At 63.1% G+C, this 17,984-nt stretch carries 16 protein-coding genes and 1 pseudogene; 6 read left to right on the top strand and 11 right to left on the bottom strand.

The genetic code is table 11. The features are described 5' to 3' along the window. Window positions 1–690: 690 nt before the first annotated feature. On the top strand, window positions 691–1,203 hold the full coding sequence (locus ACNO8S_RS04540) for an HTH domain-containing protein (protein WP_420182552.1): 513 nt from the start codon (window positions 691–693) through the stop codon (window positions 1,201–1,203). On the opposite strand, the gene ACNO8S_RS04535 is transcribed toward ACNO8S_RS04540, so the two are convergent. Genes ACNO8S_RS04535 through ACNO8S_RS04525 form a run of 3 tightly spaced genes read right to left on the bottom strand, consistent with a single transcriptional unit; the run spans window position 1,200 to window position 4,496 of the window. Then, complete coding sequence (locus ACNO8S_RS04535) at window positions 1,200–2,333, bottom strand: ABC transporter permease (protein WP_420182551.1); 1,134 nt, start codon at window positions 2,331–2,333, stop codon at window positions 1,200–1,202. The two genes, ACNO8S_RS04540 and ACNO8S_RS04535, sit on opposite strands and share 4 nt — an antisense overlap. After that, complete coding sequence (locus ACNO8S_RS04530) at window positions 2,323–3,006, bottom strand: ABC transporter ATP-binding protein (RefSeq protein ID WP_014039908.1); 684 nt, start codon at window positions 3,004–3,006, stop codon at window positions 2,323–2,325. Before ACNO8S_RS04530 ends, ACNO8S_RS04535 begins: the two co-directional genes overlap by 11 nt. Continuing rightward, window positions 3,003–4,496 carry a hypothetical protein gene (locus ACNO8S_RS04525; RefSeq protein WP_420182550.1) on the bottom strand — a complete coding sequence of 498 codons (1,494 nt, stop codon included), beginning with the start codon at window positions 4,494–4,496 and terminating at the stop codon, window positions 3,003–3,005. The genes ACNO8S_RS04530 and ACNO8S_RS04525 overlap by 4 nt, the downstream gene beginning before the upstream one ends. A 229-nt stretch (window positions 4,497–4,725) precedes the next feature. Between ACNO8S_RS04525 and ACNO8S_RS04520 the strand changes: the two genes are divergently transcribed. Beyond that, window positions 4,726–5,604: a carbohydrate kinase family protein gene (locus ACNO8S_RS04520; RefSeq protein ID WP_044951743.1), complete on the top strand. Its 879-nt coding sequence runs from the start codon at window positions 4,726–4,728 to the stop codon at window positions 5,602–5,604. On the opposite strand, the gene ACNO8S_RS04515 is transcribed toward ACNO8S_RS04520, so the two are convergent. Together ACNO8S_RS04515 and ACNO8S_RS04510 are read right to left on the bottom strand one after the other, a co-directional pair. Continuing rightward, on the bottom strand, window positions 5,601–6,617 hold the full coding sequence (locus tag ACNO8S_RS04515; protein WP_064288423.1) for a phosphotransferase family protein: 1,017 nt from the start codon (window positions 6,615–6,617) through the stop codon (window positions 5,601–5,603). The two genes, ACNO8S_RS04520 and ACNO8S_RS04515, sit on opposite strands and share 4 nt — an antisense overlap. Before the next feature lie 120 nt (window positions 6,618–6,737). Continuing rightward, window positions 6,738–7,910: a sensor histidine kinase gene (locus tag ACNO8S_RS04510; protein ID WP_014039904.1), complete on the bottom strand. Its 1,173-nt coding sequence runs from the start codon at window positions 7,908–7,910 to the stop codon at window positions 6,738–6,740. Window positions 7,911–8,048: 138 nt separating this feature from the next. On the opposite strand from ACNO8S_RS04510, the gene ACNO8S_RS04505 reads away from it, so the two are divergent. Next, on the top strand, window positions 8,049–9,206 hold the full coding sequence (locus tag ACNO8S_RS04505; protein WP_014039903.1) for a dihydropteroate synthase: 1,158 nt from the start codon (window positions 8,049–8,051) through the stop codon (window positions 9,204–9,206). Window positions 9,207–9,338: 132 nt separating this feature from the next. Here ACNO8S_RS04505 and ACNO8S_RS04500 read toward each other — a convergent pair whose 3' ends face one another. Together ACNO8S_RS04500 and ACNO8S_RS04495 are read right to left on the bottom strand one after the other, a co-directional pair. Continuing rightward, window positions 9,339–9,992 carry a potassium channel family protein gene (locus ACNO8S_RS04500; protein WP_050037758.1) on the bottom strand — a complete coding sequence of 218 codons (654 nt, stop codon included), beginning with the start codon at window positions 9,990–9,992 and terminating at the stop codon, window positions 9,339–9,341. 2 nt (window positions 9,993–9,994) lie between these two features. Continuing rightward, entirely contained in the window at window positions 9,995–11,449 is a 1,455-nt protein-coding gene (locus tag ACNO8S_RS04495) for an APC family permease (RefSeq protein WP_023843179.1), read from the bottom strand. A gap of 213 nt (window positions 11,450–11,662) precedes the next feature. Here ACNO8S_RS04495 and ACNO8S_RS04490 point away from each other — a divergent pair, with 213 nt between their 5' ends. Then, on the top strand, window positions 11,663–12,316 hold the full coding sequence (locus ACNO8S_RS04490) for a potassium channel family protein (protein ID WP_014039900.1): 654 nt from the start codon (window positions 11,663–11,665) through the stop codon (window positions 12,314–12,316). A 111-nt stretch (window positions 12,317–12,427) separates the two neighbouring features. Here the strand turns inward: ACNO8S_RS04490 and ACNO8S_RS04485 are convergent, their stop codons facing one another. Both ACNO8S_RS04485 and ACNO8S_RS04480 read right to left on the bottom strand, forming a co-directional pair. Continuing rightward, a complete protein-coding gene (locus ACNO8S_RS04485; RefSeq protein ID WP_050037757.1) occupies window positions 12,428–13,108 on the bottom strand; it encodes a haloacid dehalogenase type II in 681 nt (226 codons plus the stop codon). A 108-nt stretch (window positions 13,109–13,216) separates the two neighbouring features. Continuing rightward, a pseudogene (locus tag ACNO8S_RS04480) lies at window positions 13,217–13,353 on the bottom strand (QacE family quaternary ammonium compound efflux SMR transporter); the annotation flags it as partial. A 191-nt stretch (window positions 13,354–13,544) separates the two neighbouring features. Between ACNO8S_RS04480 and ACNO8S_RS04475 the strand changes: the two are divergent. Continuing rightward, entirely contained in the window at window positions 13,545–14,543 is a 999-nt protein-coding gene (locus ACNO8S_RS04475; RefSeq protein ID WP_129754957.1) for a TIGR04024 family LLM class F420-dependent oxidoreductase, read from the top strand. Between the two features lie 15 nt (window positions 14,544–14,558). On the opposite strand, the gene ACNO8S_RS04470 is transcribed toward ACNO8S_RS04475, so the two are convergent. Then, window positions 14,559–15,251: a 6-hydroxymethylpterin diphosphokinase MptE-like protein gene (locus tag ACNO8S_RS04470; RefSeq protein ID WP_014039898.1), complete on the bottom strand. Its 693-nt coding sequence runs from the start codon at window positions 15,249–15,251 to the stop codon at window positions 14,559–14,561. Between the two features lie 329 nt (window positions 15,252–15,580). Here ACNO8S_RS04470 and ACNO8S_RS04465 point away from each other — a divergent pair, with 329 nt between their 5' ends. Continuing rightward, window positions 15,581–17,041 (top strand): alpha,alpha-trehalose-phosphate synthase (UDP-forming), encoded by a 1,461-nt coding sequence (locus tag ACNO8S_RS04465; RefSeq protein ID WP_420182549.1) that lies wholly within the window; start codon window positions 15,581–15,583, stop codon window positions 17,039–17,041. A gap of 15 nt (window positions 17,042–17,056) precedes the next feature. Here ACNO8S_RS04465 and ACNO8S_RS04460 read toward each other — a convergent pair whose 3' ends face one another. Further along, a complete protein-coding gene (locus tag ACNO8S_RS04460; protein ID WP_420182548.1) occupies window positions 17,057–17,908 on the bottom strand; it encodes a DUF7537 family lipoprotein in 852 nt (283 codons plus the stop codon). Between the last annotated feature and the right edge of the window lie 76 nt (window positions 17,909–17,984).

Below are 17,984 nucleotides of genomic sequence, written 5' to 3'. Positions count from 1 at the left end.
AGCGAAAACTGCGAGACGTGAGCGGCGAACGGGGTGAGCCGCGAACAGCGAGAGCCCGAACGTAGTGAGGGCTCTCGAATAGCGAGCGCGGAGAGCGAGGCGCACTGCGCCTCGAAAATGAACGGCGGAGCCGTGAACGTAGCGACCCGCGAGCAGCGCGGTTAGAGCGGTCAACAGGAGTCCAAATGCAGCGTGGACGCGACTACCCGTATTTTCGACGAAGGTGGGCTGCGATTTCGGCAGCTATCGAATATTCTCGGCCGCACCGGTCACGGAACCGGCAAATGTAGCAGACACGTATGCGACCATCCCCGGTGCGGGATCGAGCAAGACATGTGGAACCTCTGGCCAGCGAGACCTCGAACAGGTCATCACGGGGATGCTTGAACACCAAAGTCCCAAATAGACAAGTATACGATTGCTTATAAATTTGTGAATTAATCGTCCCAACTGAAAGGAACAGGCCACTAATTTGTTCGACAGATATCGAAACTAACATCGACCCAAGAGGAAAATAATTGTTGACGTACTAATAATATAAGGGACTTCCATATTCAGGCAAATACCCCATATTATGAATATAGAGGCACTCATACCGCTGATTCTCTATTCCACATTGTGGTATGTGCTAGCATGTAAGTCTGGGAAAGAGTTTTGAGGGTCTCTGGAGAAGCTAGCGATGAGAAATCTATGACAGGGGACATACACCTTCGGGCGGAACTGTATCTTCGCGGAGATACCTACGGTACGTTCGACGCACAACAGCAGGTACTCAATCGGGTCAAGCGACTGGAGGCCAACGGCGTGTTCAGCGAGTCGATGGTCGCCGGTGAGTGGCAGCGGATCAGGACGATGGCGGAGGACAAGCGGTCGGAAGCCATCCAGACCTACGAGGAGTTCACAGACTGGGCAGGCCAGAACGGCCACTCGCTCGAACCGGCATTCGAACGACGGAATCGGAGCTACGTCGGGATGGACCGCGTCGACGACGTCGTCGTGTTCCCGGTCGTCTCGCTTGCGATCTACGACGGCGACGACCTGGAGGGCGTGTTCCCGTGTTCGGACAACGAACGGACCTACACCGTCGGCGACGCGCTGGAGGCCTTCGAGCGCGGCGACGAAAACTGGCTCGCGCAGTTCGACTCGCTGTCGGTCGACCGGACCGATCCGCTGCTGGAACCGGGCGTCGACGCGACGATCTAACCGCGTAGCGCGTCGACCGGTTCTTCGCTCGCCGCTTTCCAGGCCGGATACAGGCCGCTGACGATGGCCGTCAGCACGCCGAACGTAAACGCCGCGCCGACGTACCAGGCGTTTGGCAGCCTGAAGACGGCCATCGCGTCGCCGACGGCGTAGTGGTTTATCGCCAGCCCGGCACCGACACTCAGAATGACACCAGCGATGCCGCCGAGGAACCCGAGCAGCGTCGCTTCCATCAACATCACCTTGAGGACATCCCGCTTCTGGTAGCCGACCGCTCTGAGGACGCCGATTTCCTCCCGGCGTTCGACGGTGGACATCAGCATGACGTTCAGGATGGAAATTCCGGCCACGAGCAGCGAAATCGACGCGATGCCGGCGAGGACGGTGTTGATTATCTGGAACTGCTGTTCGATGCTATCGACAAGCGAACCCAGTTCTCGGACCCAGACCCGCTCCTCGCGGTCGTTGAGCGAGTCGCGTATCCCCCTAGCCGTTTCGTTGGCCTGCGTCCCAGTGGACTCGATAACGTACACTTCCGAGTAGCCACGCTGGCTGAACGACGTAGCCGGCATGATGATTTGGTTGTCGGGGTTCGTCGAGGAGAACGGGTCGCCTTCTTCGAGCACGGCCCGGATACGGACGCTGGTCCCGTTGACAGTAATCTGGCTCCCGGGATGCAGGTCGTGCTCCTCCGCGACGTCTGAACCGACGAGGGCACCGGACCGGAACGGCGAGACCCGTCCCTCCTTGGCCTCGTACAACGCCGCCGGGTCCTCAACGCCGTATATTTGTTCCCTGACTGCATCCTCGCGGTTGTACGACACCGGCTCAATGCGCGTCTTTACCGGCGAGACAGTCGCCGTCGGACTCGCCTCTCTGCGAATCGTACGGATATCGCGTTCGGTGAGTTCAGTGATGTTTTCGCCGGAGTTCGGGTACACCGTGAGCTGGTTCCCGACGCTGCCGAGGTTCTGGGTGAACGAGTACTGGAGCGCGACGCCGAACATCCCCAACGAAGCGATGGCGACGACGCCGATGACGATACCCAGCGACGCCAGCAACGACCGCATTTTCGTCCGCGTGAGGTTGCGCCGCGCCATCAGCGCGGCCGGGAAGAACCTACCCGCCATTCTTCCGTTCCCTCCCGATGGTGCCGTCGACCAGATGGACGGTCCGGTCGACGTATTCGTTGACCAGGTCGTCGTGGGTGACTGCGACGATTGCCACGTCGTCCTCGTCAGCGATGCGGCGGAACTCGTCGAGTATCTGTCGCCCGGTTTCGCTGTCGAGATTGCCCGTCGGTTCGTCGGCGAGAACGACCTTCGGGCTGTTGATGAGCGAGCGCGCGATGGCGACGCGTTGCTTCTGGCCGCCGGAGAGTTCGTCGGGCTTGTGGTCGAGTCGGTCACCGAGTCCAAGCCGCTCAAGGAGCGTTCTGGCCCGTTTCGTGACTTTCGGGTCACTGTCCAACAGCAGGGGCACCTCGACGTTCTCGACGGCAGTCAGCGTCGGCAGGAGATAGAAGTGCTGGAACACGAACCCGATCGTTCGCTTGCGGAGCGCGGTCCGCTTGCTGTCGCCGAGTCCGGTCACGTCCTGCCCCTCCAGCAAGACGGTCCCTTCCGTCGGCGTATCAAGCAGTCCGAGGATGTTCAGCAGGGTCGTCTTGCCACTGCCGCTGGGGCCCATAATCGAGACGAACTCGCCGGCTTCGAGGGCGAAGTCGATACCCGCCAGCGCGTAGAGGGTCTGGCCGCCAGTACGGTAGCGCTTGACCAGTCCCTGTGCGTCGATGACCGTCATACCTCGATATCGTCGTCACCGCGGCGGTAGCGACGCACGAGGACACCGACGACGACCAGTAGCGCCAGCCCGAAGACAACGACCAGCAGCAGCATACTGTTCTGGTCACCGCCCTCGCTGTCGCCGTCCTGCTCCGGCTGCTGTGCCGAACCGCCCATCCGGTCGAGATCGACGTCGAACGTCTGTCGCTTCCGCGTGTCGTCGACGAGGTACGTTACTTCGAGTGGCACCGACGTGACGTTCCCCTCGGTCCGTGCGTACACGTCGAAGGAGACGAAGTCGCTGGCCGGGACCGTGCCGACGAAGTAGTCGCGGTTCGGCGTCGCCGGAGTGACGGTCTCGGTATCGACGACACTGACGAGGACGCTGTCCGCATCCGTCGACCCGACGTTGCTCGCACTCCCGGAAATCTGCAGTCGACCGCCTTGTCGGATCACGTCCAGACCGGTGAGGTCTATCGTCCCCGGGACTGATCGGAACGTCGTTTCGGTAGTCGTCTGCTCCGCTTCAGTTCCGAGTTCGTAGTTGGCCGTGACGGTGACGTCCGCCCGGGGCTCGTCCATCGTGGCGTTCAGCCGCACCTGCCGGGTCGTACTGGCCGAGATGTTCTCGAGCAGTACGCGCTGGAACGACGCGTTCTCGGACGTTGCACTGATCATGACATCCGAGAGCGGAGCGTTGGCCCCGTTAGAGACGGCGACTCGCAGCGCGCGGTCGGTGCCGCTACCGACCGCAGTCGTATCGAGTTCCACGCTGTTCCGGAGCGGGTCCGACTCGATGACTGTCGTCCGAGTCGTGTTGCGAGTGGTATCTCCGTCAACGGTGTAGCTGATCGTTGCCGTCAGCGAGTGTTCGCCGGCGGTTTCAGGTCGGAACCGGAACGGGGCTGTAATCGACCCGTTCTGTGCGACGCTCGACCGGACCGTACGGCTCTGTGTCATCTCGACGCCCTCGCCCTCGACGACGACTTCGACGTTCGTTATCTGGGTGTCGAGCCCGTTTGCGACGGTGACTTCGCCGGTCGATTCAACGCCGGCGACGGAGTCGTTGGCCGTGATATCTACCTGCGGGTGCCGGTCCTGAACGTTCAGTTTCACCGGGTATCTCAGTTCGACGTTCTCGCCGGTACCGCGGTCACGACCGTACGCGATGACGCGGAGGTCCTTGCTGCCGGACGAATCGAAGGATGCGGTCAGGGGTACTTCCAGCGTACTGCCCGGCGCAATCGAGCCCAGATCCGAGACGCGTTCGTACTCGGTGATACCTCGCCCGCCCGACTTCCGTATCGCGATGGCGTTGATTTCGAGTGGGGCGTCGCTGCTCTGGAGGTTCCGAACCGTCGTGTCAAACGTGACAGTCTCACCCGGCGCTGGTGACGACGGCGACACGTCGACGTTCGAGACGGATGCGTTGACGCTCGCGCCGGCGACTGAAAGCGGAAGCGAGCCGACGACGACTAAGCAGGCGAGTACAGCCACACCGTGGCGCATCACGCAGTCACCTCTACCTGCCGTAGTCGTATGCCGGTCCAACCACTCCTCGGGAGGATGCTATCGGGGACCATTACCATGTGCGCCGGTCTGTTCCGGTCGATGTTAAATATGCTGCATATCTCTCGTACGGGCTGGTGTCGCTATGTCCCTCCCGGGAGTGGGAAGGGGCGACACCAGCCCGTATCAGTGGGAAACTGCTATCACAACGCCACCCCCAGCGGTGGACATGCGCGTCATCTGTGCCGGCCACGTCAACTGGGACGTGACGCTCCACGTCGACCACTTCCCGAAGCCCGACGGCGAGGGGCGCATCACCGACCGGTCACAGTCCAGCGGAGGGAGCGCGTCGAATGCGGCCGTCGCACTCGCCGGGCTTGATGCGGACCCGCTGGTCCTCGGGAGCGTCGGCCGGGATGACCACGGTACCATGGCTCGGCGCGAACTGGCGGCGGCCGGCGTCGAGACGCTACTGGTCGAGTCGGACGAACCGACGGCGGTGAAATACCTCATCGTGGACGAGAACGGCGGCGTCGCGGTGCTTGGAAACGACGGGGCCAACGAGGCGTTCTGTGCGTCGGATCTCCCGGCCGAGACCCTGGCCGAGGCAGACCACCTCCATCTGACCGGCCAGGACCCCGCGACGGCTGCGACGCTCGCCCGCGACGCCGCGGCCGCGGACGTCCCGGTGAGCTTCGACCCCGGCCGTCGGCTCCCGTACCGCGATTACTCGGCGGTGCTCTCACACGCGGATCTCCTGTTTTGCAACGACCGGGAGGCCGACCACGCCGAGGACAGCGGCCTTTTCGACACAGTGCCGACGGTCGTCGTCAAACACGGGGACTGCGGCGCGACAGCCTATATCGACGACCGGACAGTCACGAACGCCGGGTATCCCATAGAATCCGTGGACACCGCAGGCGCGGGGGACGCGTTCGCCGCCGGGTACCTTCTCGCCAGTGCAGAGGAGACCAATCCGGAACGGGCGCTCGCAGTCGCCAACGCCTGTGGCGCGCTCGCAGCGCAGTCACCCGGCGCACAGACGACACTCGACTGGGAGTCTGTGTGGGAGCTTGTCGACAGCGGGCAATCGCCCGAGACGGCCTAATCCGCCTGTATCTCCTCGACGAGCCGCTCGAACTGCTGGCGGTACTGGGCTTCGGCACGAGCGGCGGCGAGGCCGGACTCGTCGGCGAAGACCGCCTCGAATCCGGCCATCCGCCACAGGAGCGTCGAGAGCTGGTAGAGGGGCCGTCGCCGCTCGTAGCCCTCGTCGAACTCCATCGGGCGCATCTCCTGATACCCCTCGTGGAACACCGTCCGGAGCGAATCGCGCAGTTCCGGGTCCTGAAACGACGAGTCGATGAAGAGGAATTCGGTCTGTGCCAGGTTGTACTCCGGCAGCGCTGCGAGCACGTCCTGCCAGTCGAGGACCGCCGTAATCGGCGCATCCGCCGTCTGCTCGAACATCAGGTTCGCCGGCCTGAAATCGTCGTGTACCAGCCGCGGAACGCCGTCCTCGGGCACCATACTCAGGGCCGGTTCGATACAGTCCCACGCCCGGTCTGTCATGTCCTCGAAGGGCGTCCCGTCGAGATGAGAGAGGTGGGATCTGGTGAGACTCTCGAAGTACTCCCGCCAGTTACCCATCCAGTCACTCACGATGATCCGGTCGTCGTGGAGCGTGAGTCGGCCGAACGCCTCGAATCCGATCTCAGAGTGCATATCGCCGAGAATCCGACCGGACTGGGCTAGCACCCGCCGTCGGTCCTCGGTCGAAAGCCCGGCGAACTCTTCGGCCAGGTTCTCGCCGTGGATGCGTTCGGTGACAAAATACGGCGGCACGTCGGCGTCGGGGTCGTCCTCGTAGACGAGGATGCGTGGAACAGGGACGTCGGTCCGGGCGGCGACGAAGTCGTGGAGACAGGGTTCGACGGCGAACGGGACATCGCCCTGTGGCTTGAATTTCACGACCACCTCGTACGCCTCGCCCTTGTGGCGTAGCGTTACCATGTAGACATCGCTCTGGTGGCCCCCACCCGGTGTCTCGAACTGAAACCCCTCGTAATCCGGGCCCGACTCTGTCAGCACGGCTTCGATGTCCTGTTCCGGAGTCTGCACTGGCGTACCATATAGCGGGCGAGCAAATAAATCTGTCAATCCCGTCGTGGACAGCACTGATACCCGATTCGGGCGTTGTCGGTCGACCCGGTTCGGACGCTGTCAGTCGCCGTCTCCGCGCTACCAGGAGTGGAACGGTGAGACTGGTTTCGTCCCGTCAGTCACTTCGAATCGTGCGCCGCCGGCCCTGCTCTCAGTCACCGAGATGTCCCAGCCGTGGGCGTCGATTATCTGCGTTACGATAGACAGGCCAAGGCCGGTGTCACTCCCTGAAAAGCTGTCTACCGAGAGAAGGGAGTCTAGTTCATCGGAGGGGATGCCGGGACCGTCATCAGCGACGTAGAAGCCGGTCACGCGGCCCTCGGTTCGCTCGTCTGCAGTGTCTATCTCGGCTGTCCCGTCGTCGAGAATCGGACCGACCCAGACGGTCACGTCGTCGCCCGCGTGGTCCGCCGCGTTCCGAAAGAGGTTCTCGAACACCTGTTTGAGGCGGTTCTGGTCACCGAACACCGGGGCGGACCCTTCGACCCGCAGCGTTGCGTCAGCCGTTCTGGCCATCTCCCAGGTCTGTTCGACAATGGTATCGAGCGAAATGGCGGTTCGGTCTTCGACCGCATACCCCTTCTTTGCGAGGGTCAGCAGGTCGTCGATGAGCGCTTCCATGCGAGCCACACCTTCCTCCGCATCTTCGAGATGGGACAGGTCGCCGGTCTCTCGCACGAGTTCGAGCCGACCCTCGACGACGTGGAGCGGGTTTCTGAGGTCGTGTGAGACGACGCCGATGAACTGTTCCATCCGGTCGCGCTGGACGCGGAGGTCGTGCTCGCGCTCGGCTTTCTGCAGTGCTGCCTGGACGTGCGTCGCGTACATCCGGGCGAGTCGAAGCGTTTCGCCGTCAAACGTAACGGGGGCGAGGGACCCGATGTTGATAACGCCGTACTCGGCAAGCGGCAGGATGATCTCGCTGCTGACGGGCGAGTTCTCGTTGTACTGGCGCTGCTCGTCGTCGAGTTCCGAGTACGTCCGAACTTCGTCCTGCTCGAACGCCTCCCACGAGAGACTGTTGCCGGGCCGGTAGGTGACCGGCCAGTCGAATACCTCGTCCGCCCGCTCCGTCGACGCCGCCAACTGCAGTTCCGACGCGTCGCTGTCATACAGCCACAGCGCTCCGAGTGGCACGTCGAACACAGACGAAATCCCCGACATTGCGATCTCGCATATCTCACGCTCGGACTCCGCAGCCATCAACTGCTGTGTTACGGCCTCGAACGAATCGAGATCGAATGCGACCATTAACTCCCCACCCATCCCGTATAATTCATGCAACCGTATATATAAAACGCGGTGATCTCGTGTCAGTGATACGTAGCATAGCGTCGTCGGTCCGCCGATGTCGCGGGACCTTTGTATCCACAGTCCTCAGGGAGCGGTATGCGAACGGTCGAAATCGACGGCCTCCCGGTGGGTGATGGGCACCCGACACGCGTCATGAGCGTGTTGAACATGAGTTCGAACTCCGGGTACAAGCCGAGCGTGTATCTGGACCCCGCGGAAGCCGCCGACGCAATCGAGGAGAACCTCGTCCCCGCCGGCGCAGACATCATCGACGTCGGCCTCCAGTCGGCCAACCCCAAGTACGAGTCCAAGCCGGTCGAGATGGAGAAAGACCGGCTCGAAGAGGTCGCGCCGCTCGTCGACGAACTCGACGCCGACGTGCCGCTGTCGCTCGAAACTCGGTACGCAGAGGTCGCCGAGGAGGCCATCGGCCACGGGTTTGACCTTATCAACGACGTGTGTGGCTTCGCCGACCCGGAGATGAAAGGTGTCGTCGAAGACCACGACATGCCGGTCGTCAAGATGGCCAGTCCGCCGGACCTGGCCCGGCCCGGCGCGCTGAAGAGCATCGACGACATCTTCGAGGCGCTCCAGCGGGACGGGTTCACGGACAAGACAATCATCGACCCGGCATTCGGCGGCTGGTACGACGGCAAGGAGTTCGAGGACAACTGGGAGATGTTCCGCCGCCTCCGAGAGTTCCGCGCCTTCGACAGACCGATGCTCACGGCGACCAACCGCGAGGACTTCCTCGGTGACCTGGCCGACCAGCCCGAGACGGAGAACCAACTCGCCGTGTCACTGGCCGCGGCGACGATGGAAGTCGAACGCGGGGCGCACATCATCCGCACGCACGACACACGCGAGACCCACGACGTGGTCAAGGTGGCCGACGCGCTCGGCGACGAGCGGACGACGCGTGCCGAAACTGAGCCCGGCCCCACCGTGGCGGAACTGACCGACGTGACGCTGCGGGAGGTGGCCCGGCATCAGGCCCTCGGCGAGACGGTCGCCGGCGGCACCGACGACGGCGCGACGCTGACGTTCCTGCTCGGTGACCTGACCGACGACGCACGGGCAAGTCTCCGGGCCGTCGCTGAGGTGACCGACGTGGTAGTCGTCGAGAAAGACAGCGGCAGCCTCTACGTCGGCGGCGCCGCGGTAGCACTGAAAGTGGTCGCCGACAGCCTCGCCGAAGACGGCCACCGCGAACTCGCCGGCGAGTTGCGAGCGTCGCTATCGCGGCGTGTGTAGGTGGCGCGACTGGGCCGACTGCAGCGATGCCCACACAGTCCGGTGCAACAATACTGGCCGTCGGTGGCTGTTCATCGGAACGAGGAAATCACGCGGCTCTCTCCATCAGGGAATAGGACCGACCACGGGTCACTAGCCACGCATCAAATGCATGACCTCATCGACCACAGCAGGTTCGACAGCGACGACGTAGCTGCTCCCCGGTGTCAGGGTCGTGTCAGCACGAGCGATTCGCTCACCGTTCGCGTCGGACACGACGAGGGTTCCCTCGGGAAAGCGGACATCTGAGAGGGGTTTTCCGGCGGCCGGGGCGTCGTCAGCAACGCGGATGAGCATGATATCGAGGTTGCCAGTCACGTCGGCGAGCGTCTGGACATCACTCCCTATGATTTCGTTGGCTGCCACCCTCGACCCGGCCCGTTCCGGGAAGACTACCGCGTCGACAAATCGGGTGTATGACTCCCCGCCAGTGCGGTCGATACGGGCGACCGTTCGGATGTCGGGTGTCAACTCTGCAGCAGCTAAACAGACCGCGAGATTTAGCCCTGTTTCACCCGTAAGCGCGGCAATTACGTCCGCTCGCTCAAGGCCTGCCTGTTCGATGATATCCGGATTTGTCGCGTCACCCTGGATAACAGTCGCTATCCATTGATCGGCGATATCCGAGACAATCCGGTCATCGCGTTCGATTATCGTCACGTCGTGACCGCGGTCAGCGAGTATCTCGGCTGTTTGGAAACCGACACGTCCACCGCCAGCGATGATAATGTCGAGGTCACTAGTCATGGTTAGTCTTCAGCTTCAGGTGTTATTTCAGTGGCGGCAGCCGCCTGTTCGCGGTCCGATTGCTCTCTCACACGTTTAAGCGCGAAATACACGAGGGCTCCGAGCAGAATCCACGCCATGCTGAGTGCCAACGCCAATGGATCTGTTCGGAGCAGGTACTCCACGAGCACCCCTGTTAGAAGCAGATTGAGCGCGATACCAATCAGTGGCGGCGCCGGGTAGAACGGCATCTCGTACGGCCGGTTCATGTTCGGGCGCTCCCTGCGGAGTCTGATGACGGCGACGTTGACGATGACGAACGATAACAGGAAAAACAGGCTCGACATGTTGCCAGCACTTTGTGTCGGCAGTGCCACTGACCCGAGCATCACGACTGCGCTGGCGAGGATTGCGACGAACGGCGTCCCGTAGCGGTGGTGAATCTGACCGATCGACGGGAGCAACTGTCCCTCACGTCCCATCGAGAACGCCACGCGTGACGACGCGATGACGACTGCGTTGAGGGCGGTGAGTGTCGAGAACACGGCCCCGAAAACAATGAGTGCACCACCGTTCTGGATAATCGGTAATCCGGTCGGCATGAACGATGTGGCTGCCGTGGCGATGCCCGCCTCGCCGGCGTCGGCGAGTCCTTGAGCCCCGAGCGTGCCGACGGCGACGGTCACAACTGCCAGATAGACGACAACCGTAACAGCGAGACTGATGAATATCGCCTTGGGGATGTTTTCACGCGGGTTCTGTACCTCCTCGGTGACGGTGGTGATGAGGTCGTACCCCTCGAAGGCGATGAAGGTTAGCCCCATCGCCGGCAGAACCGCGGCCGCCCCGCTGCTCTGTGGAAACAGCGGCTGGAATTCGGCCCCGGAGAACATCGGAGACGCGAGTCCGAACGCGACGAACACCACCAGAATGGAGACTTTGATGATGGTGAAAATCGTCTCGACACTGCCGCTGGCGGCCGTCGAGACGGCGTTGAGCGCCACCAAACCGAGTACCGCCACGAACGCCAGCAGGAAGGCCAGCGGGAGCGCCGCGTCGATGACTGGAACCGCGACAGCCCCCACTTGATCCGGTGGCGGGACCACACCATAGACGTGCAGCAATTCGAGAAAGTTCGGTGCAAAACCCAGCGCATACAGCGCCCCGGCAATCATGTAGGCAAACCAGAGCATCCAGCCCATGATGAACGAGGCAAAGTCGTCGAATATCTCTCGCACGAACGCGTAGCCACCGCCGCTTTTCGGAATCGAGGCGGCAAGTTCCGCATACGAGAGTCCTGTGAACGCTGTTACGACGCCATTCAACGCAAAGACAAGAATCGCTGCCGGACCAGCGATTTCGGCAGCCAGTCCTGTCAGCACAAAGATACCGGCCCCGATCATCGCTCCCATCCCAATCATCGTCGCGTCAAGTAACCCGAGTTCAGCCTCGGGTGATCGAGTCTGGCTCTTACTCATTGCGTCCTGTTTTTATTCGGCGTGCCATCCATCGTACGCCGTATGCACTCTTTTCGGTCCATTTGATTACCGGGGTAAGTTCTTCTATTGTAAGAACGGTAAGTGGATTTCTTAAAGGCTTATGATAGCCTGTCCCCCGGCACGACAGGTTGTGTTCCCGGTCCATTAGAACCGCCGGGGCATTGAAGATGACGCGTTTTAAACAATCTCTCAATGACCCGAACAAAGCGATTCGTCATCGCCGGTGGCGGCCGTGTCGGGAAACAGACCGCTGAGAATCTCGCGGATCAGGGTCACGACGTACTGCTAATCGAGTCTGACGAGGAGCGTGTTGCGGCGTTGTCCGATGCGTATCTCGGCCCCGTTATCCACGGCGACGCCACACGCCCGTCGATTCTTGAGCAGGCCGACCTGGCCGATGCCGACGCCATCGCCGCACTCACTGACGAACCGGGAACGAACCTCGCAATCTGTATGGAGGCCCAACAGTACGCCCCATCGATTCGGACCATTGCGAGGGCAGAGACGGGGACGGAGCAGGAGTACGACGAGGTGGTGGATGCGACGCTGCTACCCGAGTATCTCGGTGGCGACCACGCGGCTGATATACTGACCGGCGAGGATATTCGGACGCTTGTCTATCCGACTGCCGATCTCGATATCATTGAGGTGAGCGTCTCCCCGTCGGCCCCCGTTGCTGGGCGTCGCCTCGATGAAATCGCTCTCCCGGCCGGTAGCCTGCTGATTTCGACGGCGGACCGAACGGAACTGGCAGGACCTGAGACGGTTTTGGAACCTGACGAGCACTATATTCTCGCCGTCGAAACCGATGTTGTCGATGAAGTGTTGAATCTCCTGCGCGGGTAGCAACATAGTACGTTGTCAGAGGCCGCCGCTCAGGTCTTCCTGGTTATATACGGAAACTGACGCTCTATCGGCGAACCAACACAGAGACCCCAACGGTGGTACTGTCCCGTCTCAGACTAGTTCGTCGTGGAGGTCGTGGAACGACCTGATGGTCAGGTCAGGCTCGCCGGCGAAGGCGTCCCACGGGCCGTCATCGCGGTTGACCCAGACGCCTTGCATCCCGGCGTGCATCGCACCGTACACGTCGAAATAGCCCGCGGTGACGTGGGCGATTTCCTCGATTTCGGTCCCCGTTCTCTCTGCCGCATGACGGTACAGTTCGGCCGCCGGCTTGAACGTCTGGATCTCGTCGGCGCTGACGGTGTCTTCGAGCAGACCGCCGATGCCGGCGAAGTCGACCATCGATTCGAGCATCTCGGGGTTGCCGTTCGAGACGACATAGAGGTCGTAGCCGGCGTCGTAGAGCCTGTTCATGCCGTCCCGTACGTCGTCGAACACGTCGAGTTCGTGGTAGACCGCGAGAATCTCGTCGCGCTCCTCCGTCGTGATGTCGACGCCGTGGGCGTCCAGCGCGTACTGGAGCGCATCGCGATTCATCTCGTAGAACGGCTTGTAGGCGTCGATCTGGTTGGCGAGGAAGGTGTACGCCAGCGAACGGGAGCGCCAGAGCCGGGACACCGGCCGGGGGTCGTCCACCCGGTCGGCGAGGGCCTTTTGCGCCGCTTCGACATCAACGATGGTGCTGTACGAGTCAAAGGTAATCGTCGTCACGCGGTCCGGGTCGAACGGCATAGGCACCCGTAGAAGCGGCGGCCTCATATAGCCGGTCGCCGAGTCGAGCGTCCAGCCGTCCGGTACGGGCCCACTCACAGCTTCACATGTGACGTGACCGGTCCCCGCTCAGTGCACGGACATCTCGGACAGGACGCTGCCACAGTACACGGCGATGATGATGAGCAGGATGCCGACGGCACCGGGAGGTCTTCGAGCGTCAGCGACACCAAGTAGAAAGCCAGGCCGTAGCCGACGACGACACCAGGTAGCCCCTCCTGAGGCGTGGCGACCCGGTCACCGTCCCGTGAATAAACCGCGGACAACGGGCGACACTCCCCCTCTCATGTGGCTTTATCTCCCGTGCGGCCGCACTGCGAGCCATGTCTCAGGTACGTGCGTTCCAGTCGCTGACAGGCGTCCAGCCAGTCATCGCTCGACGCGTGGAGGGCGACAGATGACAGCGCGAGACGTGTATCTCCCGGTCGCGGCACAGCCGTCGGTCGACACGCTGGTCGAGATGAGTCAGCAGGCCGAGGACAGTGGCTACGACCGGGTCTGGCTCCCGGAGACGTGGGGGCGGGACGCGGTGACGACGCTGACTAGCATCGCCGAGCACACGTCGACGGTCGGTCTCGGGTCCTCGATTCTGAACGTGTACTCGCGGTCGCCGGCGCTGCTCGGCCAGACTGCGGCGACGCTGCAGGAGGTTTCGGACGGCCGCTTCCGCGCCGGTGTTGGCCCGTCGGGCCCTATCGTCATCGAAGGCTGGCACGGCCGTGAGTTCGAGAATCCGCTCAAGTACACGCGGGAGACCGTCGACATCATGAAACTGGTGCTCTCCGGGGAGACCGTCGACTACGACGGGGACATCTTTTCGCTGTCCGGGTTCCGACTGCGCTGTGAGCCGCCCGAACCCGCGCCGCCCGTAGACGCCGGCGGCCTCGGCCCGAAATCGGTCGAACTCGCCGGTCGCTTCGCCGACGGCTGGCACGCGCTGATGCTGACCGCCGACGGCCTCCGAGACCGACTGGAAGACTTCGAGCGCGGAGCGGATCTCGGCGACCGCGACCGGTCAGACCAGCGGGTGACGCTGTCGCTGACGTGCTGTGCGATGGACGACCGGGAGCAGGCCCGCGAACTGGCCCGTCAGCACGTCGCGTTCTACATCGGCGGTATGGGGACGTTCTACCGCGACGCGCTGGCCCGCCAGGGGTACGAGGACACCGCTTACGAGATCGCCGAGCAGTGGGGATCGGGCGACAAAGCGGCTGCCGTCGACGCGATCAGCGACGAGCTACTGGACAGCATCGCCGTCGCCGGTTCGCCCGAGGATTGTCGCGACCACATCACACAGTTCGAAGACATCGATGGCGTGGACGCGATCAACATCTCGTTCCCCCGCGCTGCCGAACCGGACACTATCGACACGACCATCGACGTGTTAGCGCCCTGAGTCGGGGCGTCGTTTTCAGTCGGTAGCGACTGGCTCGATGTCGTCACGTCGGCCGTCGAGCACGTCGAAGCGCTCGCCGCGGCGCTGTTCTAGCCAGTGGAGCAGGCGCTCGGCCCAGCGGAGTTTCTGTCGCTTTTCCGCAGTCACGGACGGGTCGTCGAAGTCCCAGCCGGGGAACACCAGCGCGGCAGCGCCGAAGTGGTCCGCGAGGAACGCGGCGCGGTCGCCGTCGGTGAAACCGCCGTAGTTGCGGACCGGCGGGGCGGGGGCCGCCTGTGTCGTCGGCACGACGAACTCGCTGTCGTAAGTCGGAATGTGTGTCTCCAGTGCGGGGATGTTGTCGCCGTGGGCGTGGGCGACGACCGGCGTCCCGTCGGCGGTCAGTTCCCGTCCGGTATCGGCGTTCTTGTCCAGGTCCGTGACCATGCAGTCGATGGCCACACCTTCCGTCTTGAGGCGGTCGGCGGCCGTGGAGGCCGCGAAGACCACGTCAGCATCGACTACCCGGTCGGCCTCGGCTTCGAGTGATGGGCCGGCCCCGGCGACGGCAACCGTTGCGCCGTCGAGTCCGAGTCGCGCCGGGTCGTACGTGCTGTCGTCGCCGAGCAGGTCACCGAATCGGTCGCGGGCACGCTCGTCGCCATCACGAGGATAGCCGAAATCGTCGAGGATATCCTCGTACACTGGTTCCCAGGTGTGAAATTCCATCTGTTGTCAGACACCACGGAGTGGACGTGCTTCTGTCTTGTTCACCGAGCCAGTCATACCGCTTTCACACTACCAACGTCCCACAGCGTAGCTGTCGCTATCGAATTCGTGTCCAGATAAACCGAGTTGAGCCGAAATGGCACGTCCGTGTACCCCTACCCGGGTGCCCTTTCGGCTTTCACCCCTTTCTTTCGAGGCCTCCGGTATAAGTTTTCTCTTACCGTCAGACATGGAGGACAGGCGTCACAAGCCCGAGGACTTGTTACGTTGGAAACACGAGTCAGTAGTCCACGACAGTCTCAAGGCAGGGAAGCACTTACCGCAGGCAAATGGCCCCGGAACTGTCAGTAAACGCGCAAGACGGTGCAGTTCCGGATTCGCTGGTGGTCGTCTCGAACCGCGAACCGTATAGCCACGAGCGGGACGACGACGGTGAGATACGGGTCCAGTCCGCGGCGGGTGGGCTGACGAGCGCACTCGACCCGGTGATGCAGTCACGGGGCGGCACCTGGGTCGCCTGGGGCAGCGGCGACGCCGATATGGCCGTTGCCGAGGAGGGCATCGTCGAAGTCCCGCCGTCTGCCCCCACATACGACCTGAAACGCGTTCCCCTCTCCGACGCGGCAGTTCAGGGTTACTACTACGGCTACGCCAATCAGGTTCTCTGGCCCCTCTGTCACGAAGACACGGGCCGAATGTGGGCCGAGCCCGCCTACTGGGAGCAGTACCGCGCCGTCAACGAGCAGTTCGCCGAGGCCGTCGATACGGTCGCCGACGCGGACCAGCCGGTCTGGTTCCAGGACTACCACCTGGCGCTCGCGCCCAGATTGGTCCGACAGCGGCGACCGGATACGACGCTGTTGCAGTTCTGGCACATCCCCTGGCCCGCGCCGTCGGTGTTCCGGCACTGCCCCCACAGCGACGCGCTCCTCGACGGATTGCTGGCCTGTGACGTCATCGGCTTTCACACGACAGCGTACGCCGAGCAGTTCCTGCACTGCGTCGACAGCGCGTTCCCCGCGGCGACCGTCGACACGGACGGCGGAATAGTCACCCGCAGCGGTGACAAGACACGAGCCGTCGCGAACCCGCTGGGAATCGACGTCGAGGGGGTTCGGGACCGAGCACGGGCTGCTGACGTGACCAGTATCCGGGATACTGTGCTGGGCGGCAGCCGCTCGGACACGTCGATTCGCCTCGCGCTCGGCGTCGAACGGCTCGACTATTCGAAGGGCATCCCCGAACGGATCGAGGCGCTGGCACACCTCTGGGACCGGCGGCCGGACCTGCGAAGAGAATTCACGTACGTCCAGAAGGCGAGCCGAACCCGGGAGGGGATCGCCGCCTACCGCCGCTACAGAGCGGACGTCGTCGATGCCGTCGAGCGCGTCAACGACCGCTTCGGGACCGACGACTGGCAGCCCATCGTCTACACCGAGGCCAAACTCGACAACGAGACGCTCGCCGGGCTGTACCGGGCCGCAGAAGTCGCGGTCGTGACGCCCCATCGCGACGGCATGAACCTCGTCGCCCACGAGTACCCAGCGGCCTGTGTCGACGGCGACGGCTCGCTCGTGCTGAGCGAACTGGCCGGCGCGGCGACCCATCTCGACGGCGCGCTGACGGTCAATCCGCACGACATCGAGGCGATTGCGGACGCCATCGAGCGGGCGTTTGAACTGGACGAAGCGGAAACAAGGGACCGGCTGTCGCGTCTTCAGGACGGCGTCGAGGCGCTCGACAGTTCACAGTGGGTCGCCAGGCAGTTCAGCGCCGGCCAGTCCCTGTAGTTTTTCCGTCGTTCGTCAGTTCGCTGCCTTTGACAGCCAGTCCGGTTCCGCGACGATGGTGTCGTCGACCTGCGAGACGGAGAGCGACAGCGTCACCGTCACCGGCTGGCCGTCCCGCTCAGTTGTCACGCTGTACTCGAACATTCGGACGACGCCGTCCTCGTCGACGAGAACGGTCGCGCTGGCCGACTGTGTCGTCCCGTTGGCCGAGACGTTCGTCGAGACGGCGTCGTCGGCAGCGAAGCCGGTGACGTCGCTCCCGGTTGCTTCGAACCGCGAGACGCTGTCACCGTCGACCGTCTCGGTACCGGCGTAGGTCCAGTTGATGTCCGACCCTAGTGATTGCAGCAGCGAGCGGTCGATGACGCTGCTCTCGTTGACGGGCTGGACCTGGCCATCGTACGGCGGTGATGCCGAGCGGTAGTCCGTCCTCGTGTCGTCACCGCGGATGAGGACTCGACGCTCGGCGGTGGTCCCGTCAGCCGTGTAGGTCGTCGTCGCCAGCGTGTCGCCGCTGGCCTGGACCAGTTCGCCCGTCGCCAGCGACCGGTCGCTGTCGCGGTCGATAGCGATGGTCCGGTTGATGAACACCGACCGGTTCTCGCCGTCGCGGACCGTCGAGAGCTGGAACGACAGCGAGGTGGTGAACGACGAGTTCGACAGCGTCTCGAAGTGCCCGCGTTCGACGGCCGCCGCGTCGAACCCGGACGACCCGGGGGCGGGGCCGTTGGCATCAATCTGCGTCGCCGTTACTTCGGCGTCCGTACCGTCTGTGCCCGAATCAGTACCCAGCAGCCCGCTACAGCCGGCGGACGCTGTCAGTAGCATTACGAGTGCAAGCGAGAGGTGGCGGCGTTCGAGTAACATACCGGAGCCACTGTATCAGCGAACTAGTTCGTTATGGCCGTTCAGCTGTCACGTTCTCGCTGTTATCGACGTTCGA

This window comes from Haloarcula sp. KBTZ06 (genome assembly GCF_048595605.1).
Taxonomy (GTDB): Archaea; Halobacteriota; Halobacteria; order Halobacteriales; family Haloarculaceae; genus Haloarcula; species Haloarcula hispanica.
Note: the sequence above shows the minus strand (reverse complement) of the source record. Positions and strands in the feature narration are given on the sequence as shown.

Excerpts from the sequence above, each read along its gene's own strand:
- ACNO8S_RS04470 (WP_014039898.1), bottom strand. The coding sequence starts at position 15,251 with ATGGAATTTCACACCTGGGAACCAGTGTACGAGGATATCCTCGACGAT.
- ACNO8S_RS04505 (WP_014039903.1), top strand. The coding sequence starts at position 8,049 with ATGCGAACGGTCGAAATCGACGGCCTCCCGGTGGGTGATGGGCACCCG.
- ACNO8S_RS04500 (WP_050037758.1), bottom strand. The coding sequence starts at position 9,992 with ATGACTAGTGACCTCGACATTATCATCGCTGGCGGTGGACGTGTCGGT.
- ACNO8S_RS04510 (WP_014039904.1), bottom strand. The coding sequence starts at position 7,910 with ATGGTCGCATTCGATCTCGATTCGTTCGAGGCCGTAACACAGCAGTTG.
- ACNO8S_RS04475 (WP_129754957.1), top strand. The coding sequence starts at position 13,545 with ATGACAGCGCGAGACGTGTATCTCCCGGTCGCGGCACAGCCGTCGGTC.
- ACNO8S_RS04495 (WP_023843179.1), bottom strand. The coding sequence starts at position 11,449 with ATGAGTAAGAGCCAGACTCGATCACCCGAGGCTGAACTCGGGTTACTT.
- ACNO8S_RS04535 (WP_420182551.1), bottom strand. The coding sequence starts at position 2,333 with ATGGCGGGTAGGTTCTTCCCGGCCGCGCTGATGGCGCGGCGCAACCTC.
- ACNO8S_RS04520 (WP_044951743.1), top strand. The coding sequence starts at position 4,726 with ATGCGCGTCATCTGTGCCGGCCACGTCAACTGGGACGTGACGCTCCAC.
- ACNO8S_RS04525 (WP_420182550.1), bottom strand. The coding sequence starts at position 4,496 with ATGCGCCACGGTGTGGCTGTACTCGCCTGCTTAGTCGTCGTCGGCTCG.
- ACNO8S_RS04530 (WP_014039908.1), bottom strand. The coding sequence starts at position 3,006 with ATGACGGTCATCGACGCACAGGGACTGGTCAAGCGCTACCGTACTGGC.
- ACNO8S_RS04490 (WP_014039900.1), top strand. The coding sequence starts at position 11,663 with ATGACCCGAACAAAGCGATTCGTCATCGCCGGTGGCGGCCGTGTCGGG.
- ACNO8S_RS04540 (WP_420182552.1), top strand. The coding sequence starts at position 691 with ATGACAGGGGACATACACCTTCGGGCGGAACTGTATCTTCGCGGAGAT.
- ACNO8S_RS04485 (WP_050037757.1), bottom strand. The coding sequence starts at position 13,108 with ATGCCGTTCGACCCGGACCGCGTGACGACGATTACCTTTGACTCGTAC.
- ACNO8S_RS04460 (WP_420182548.1), bottom strand. The coding sequence starts at position 17,908 with ATGTTACTCGAACGCCGCCACCTCTCGCTTGCACTCGTAATGCTACTG.
- ACNO8S_RS04465 (WP_420182549.1), top strand. The coding sequence starts at position 15,581 with ATGGCCCCGGAACTGTCAGTAAACGCGCAAGACGGTGCAGTTCCGGAT.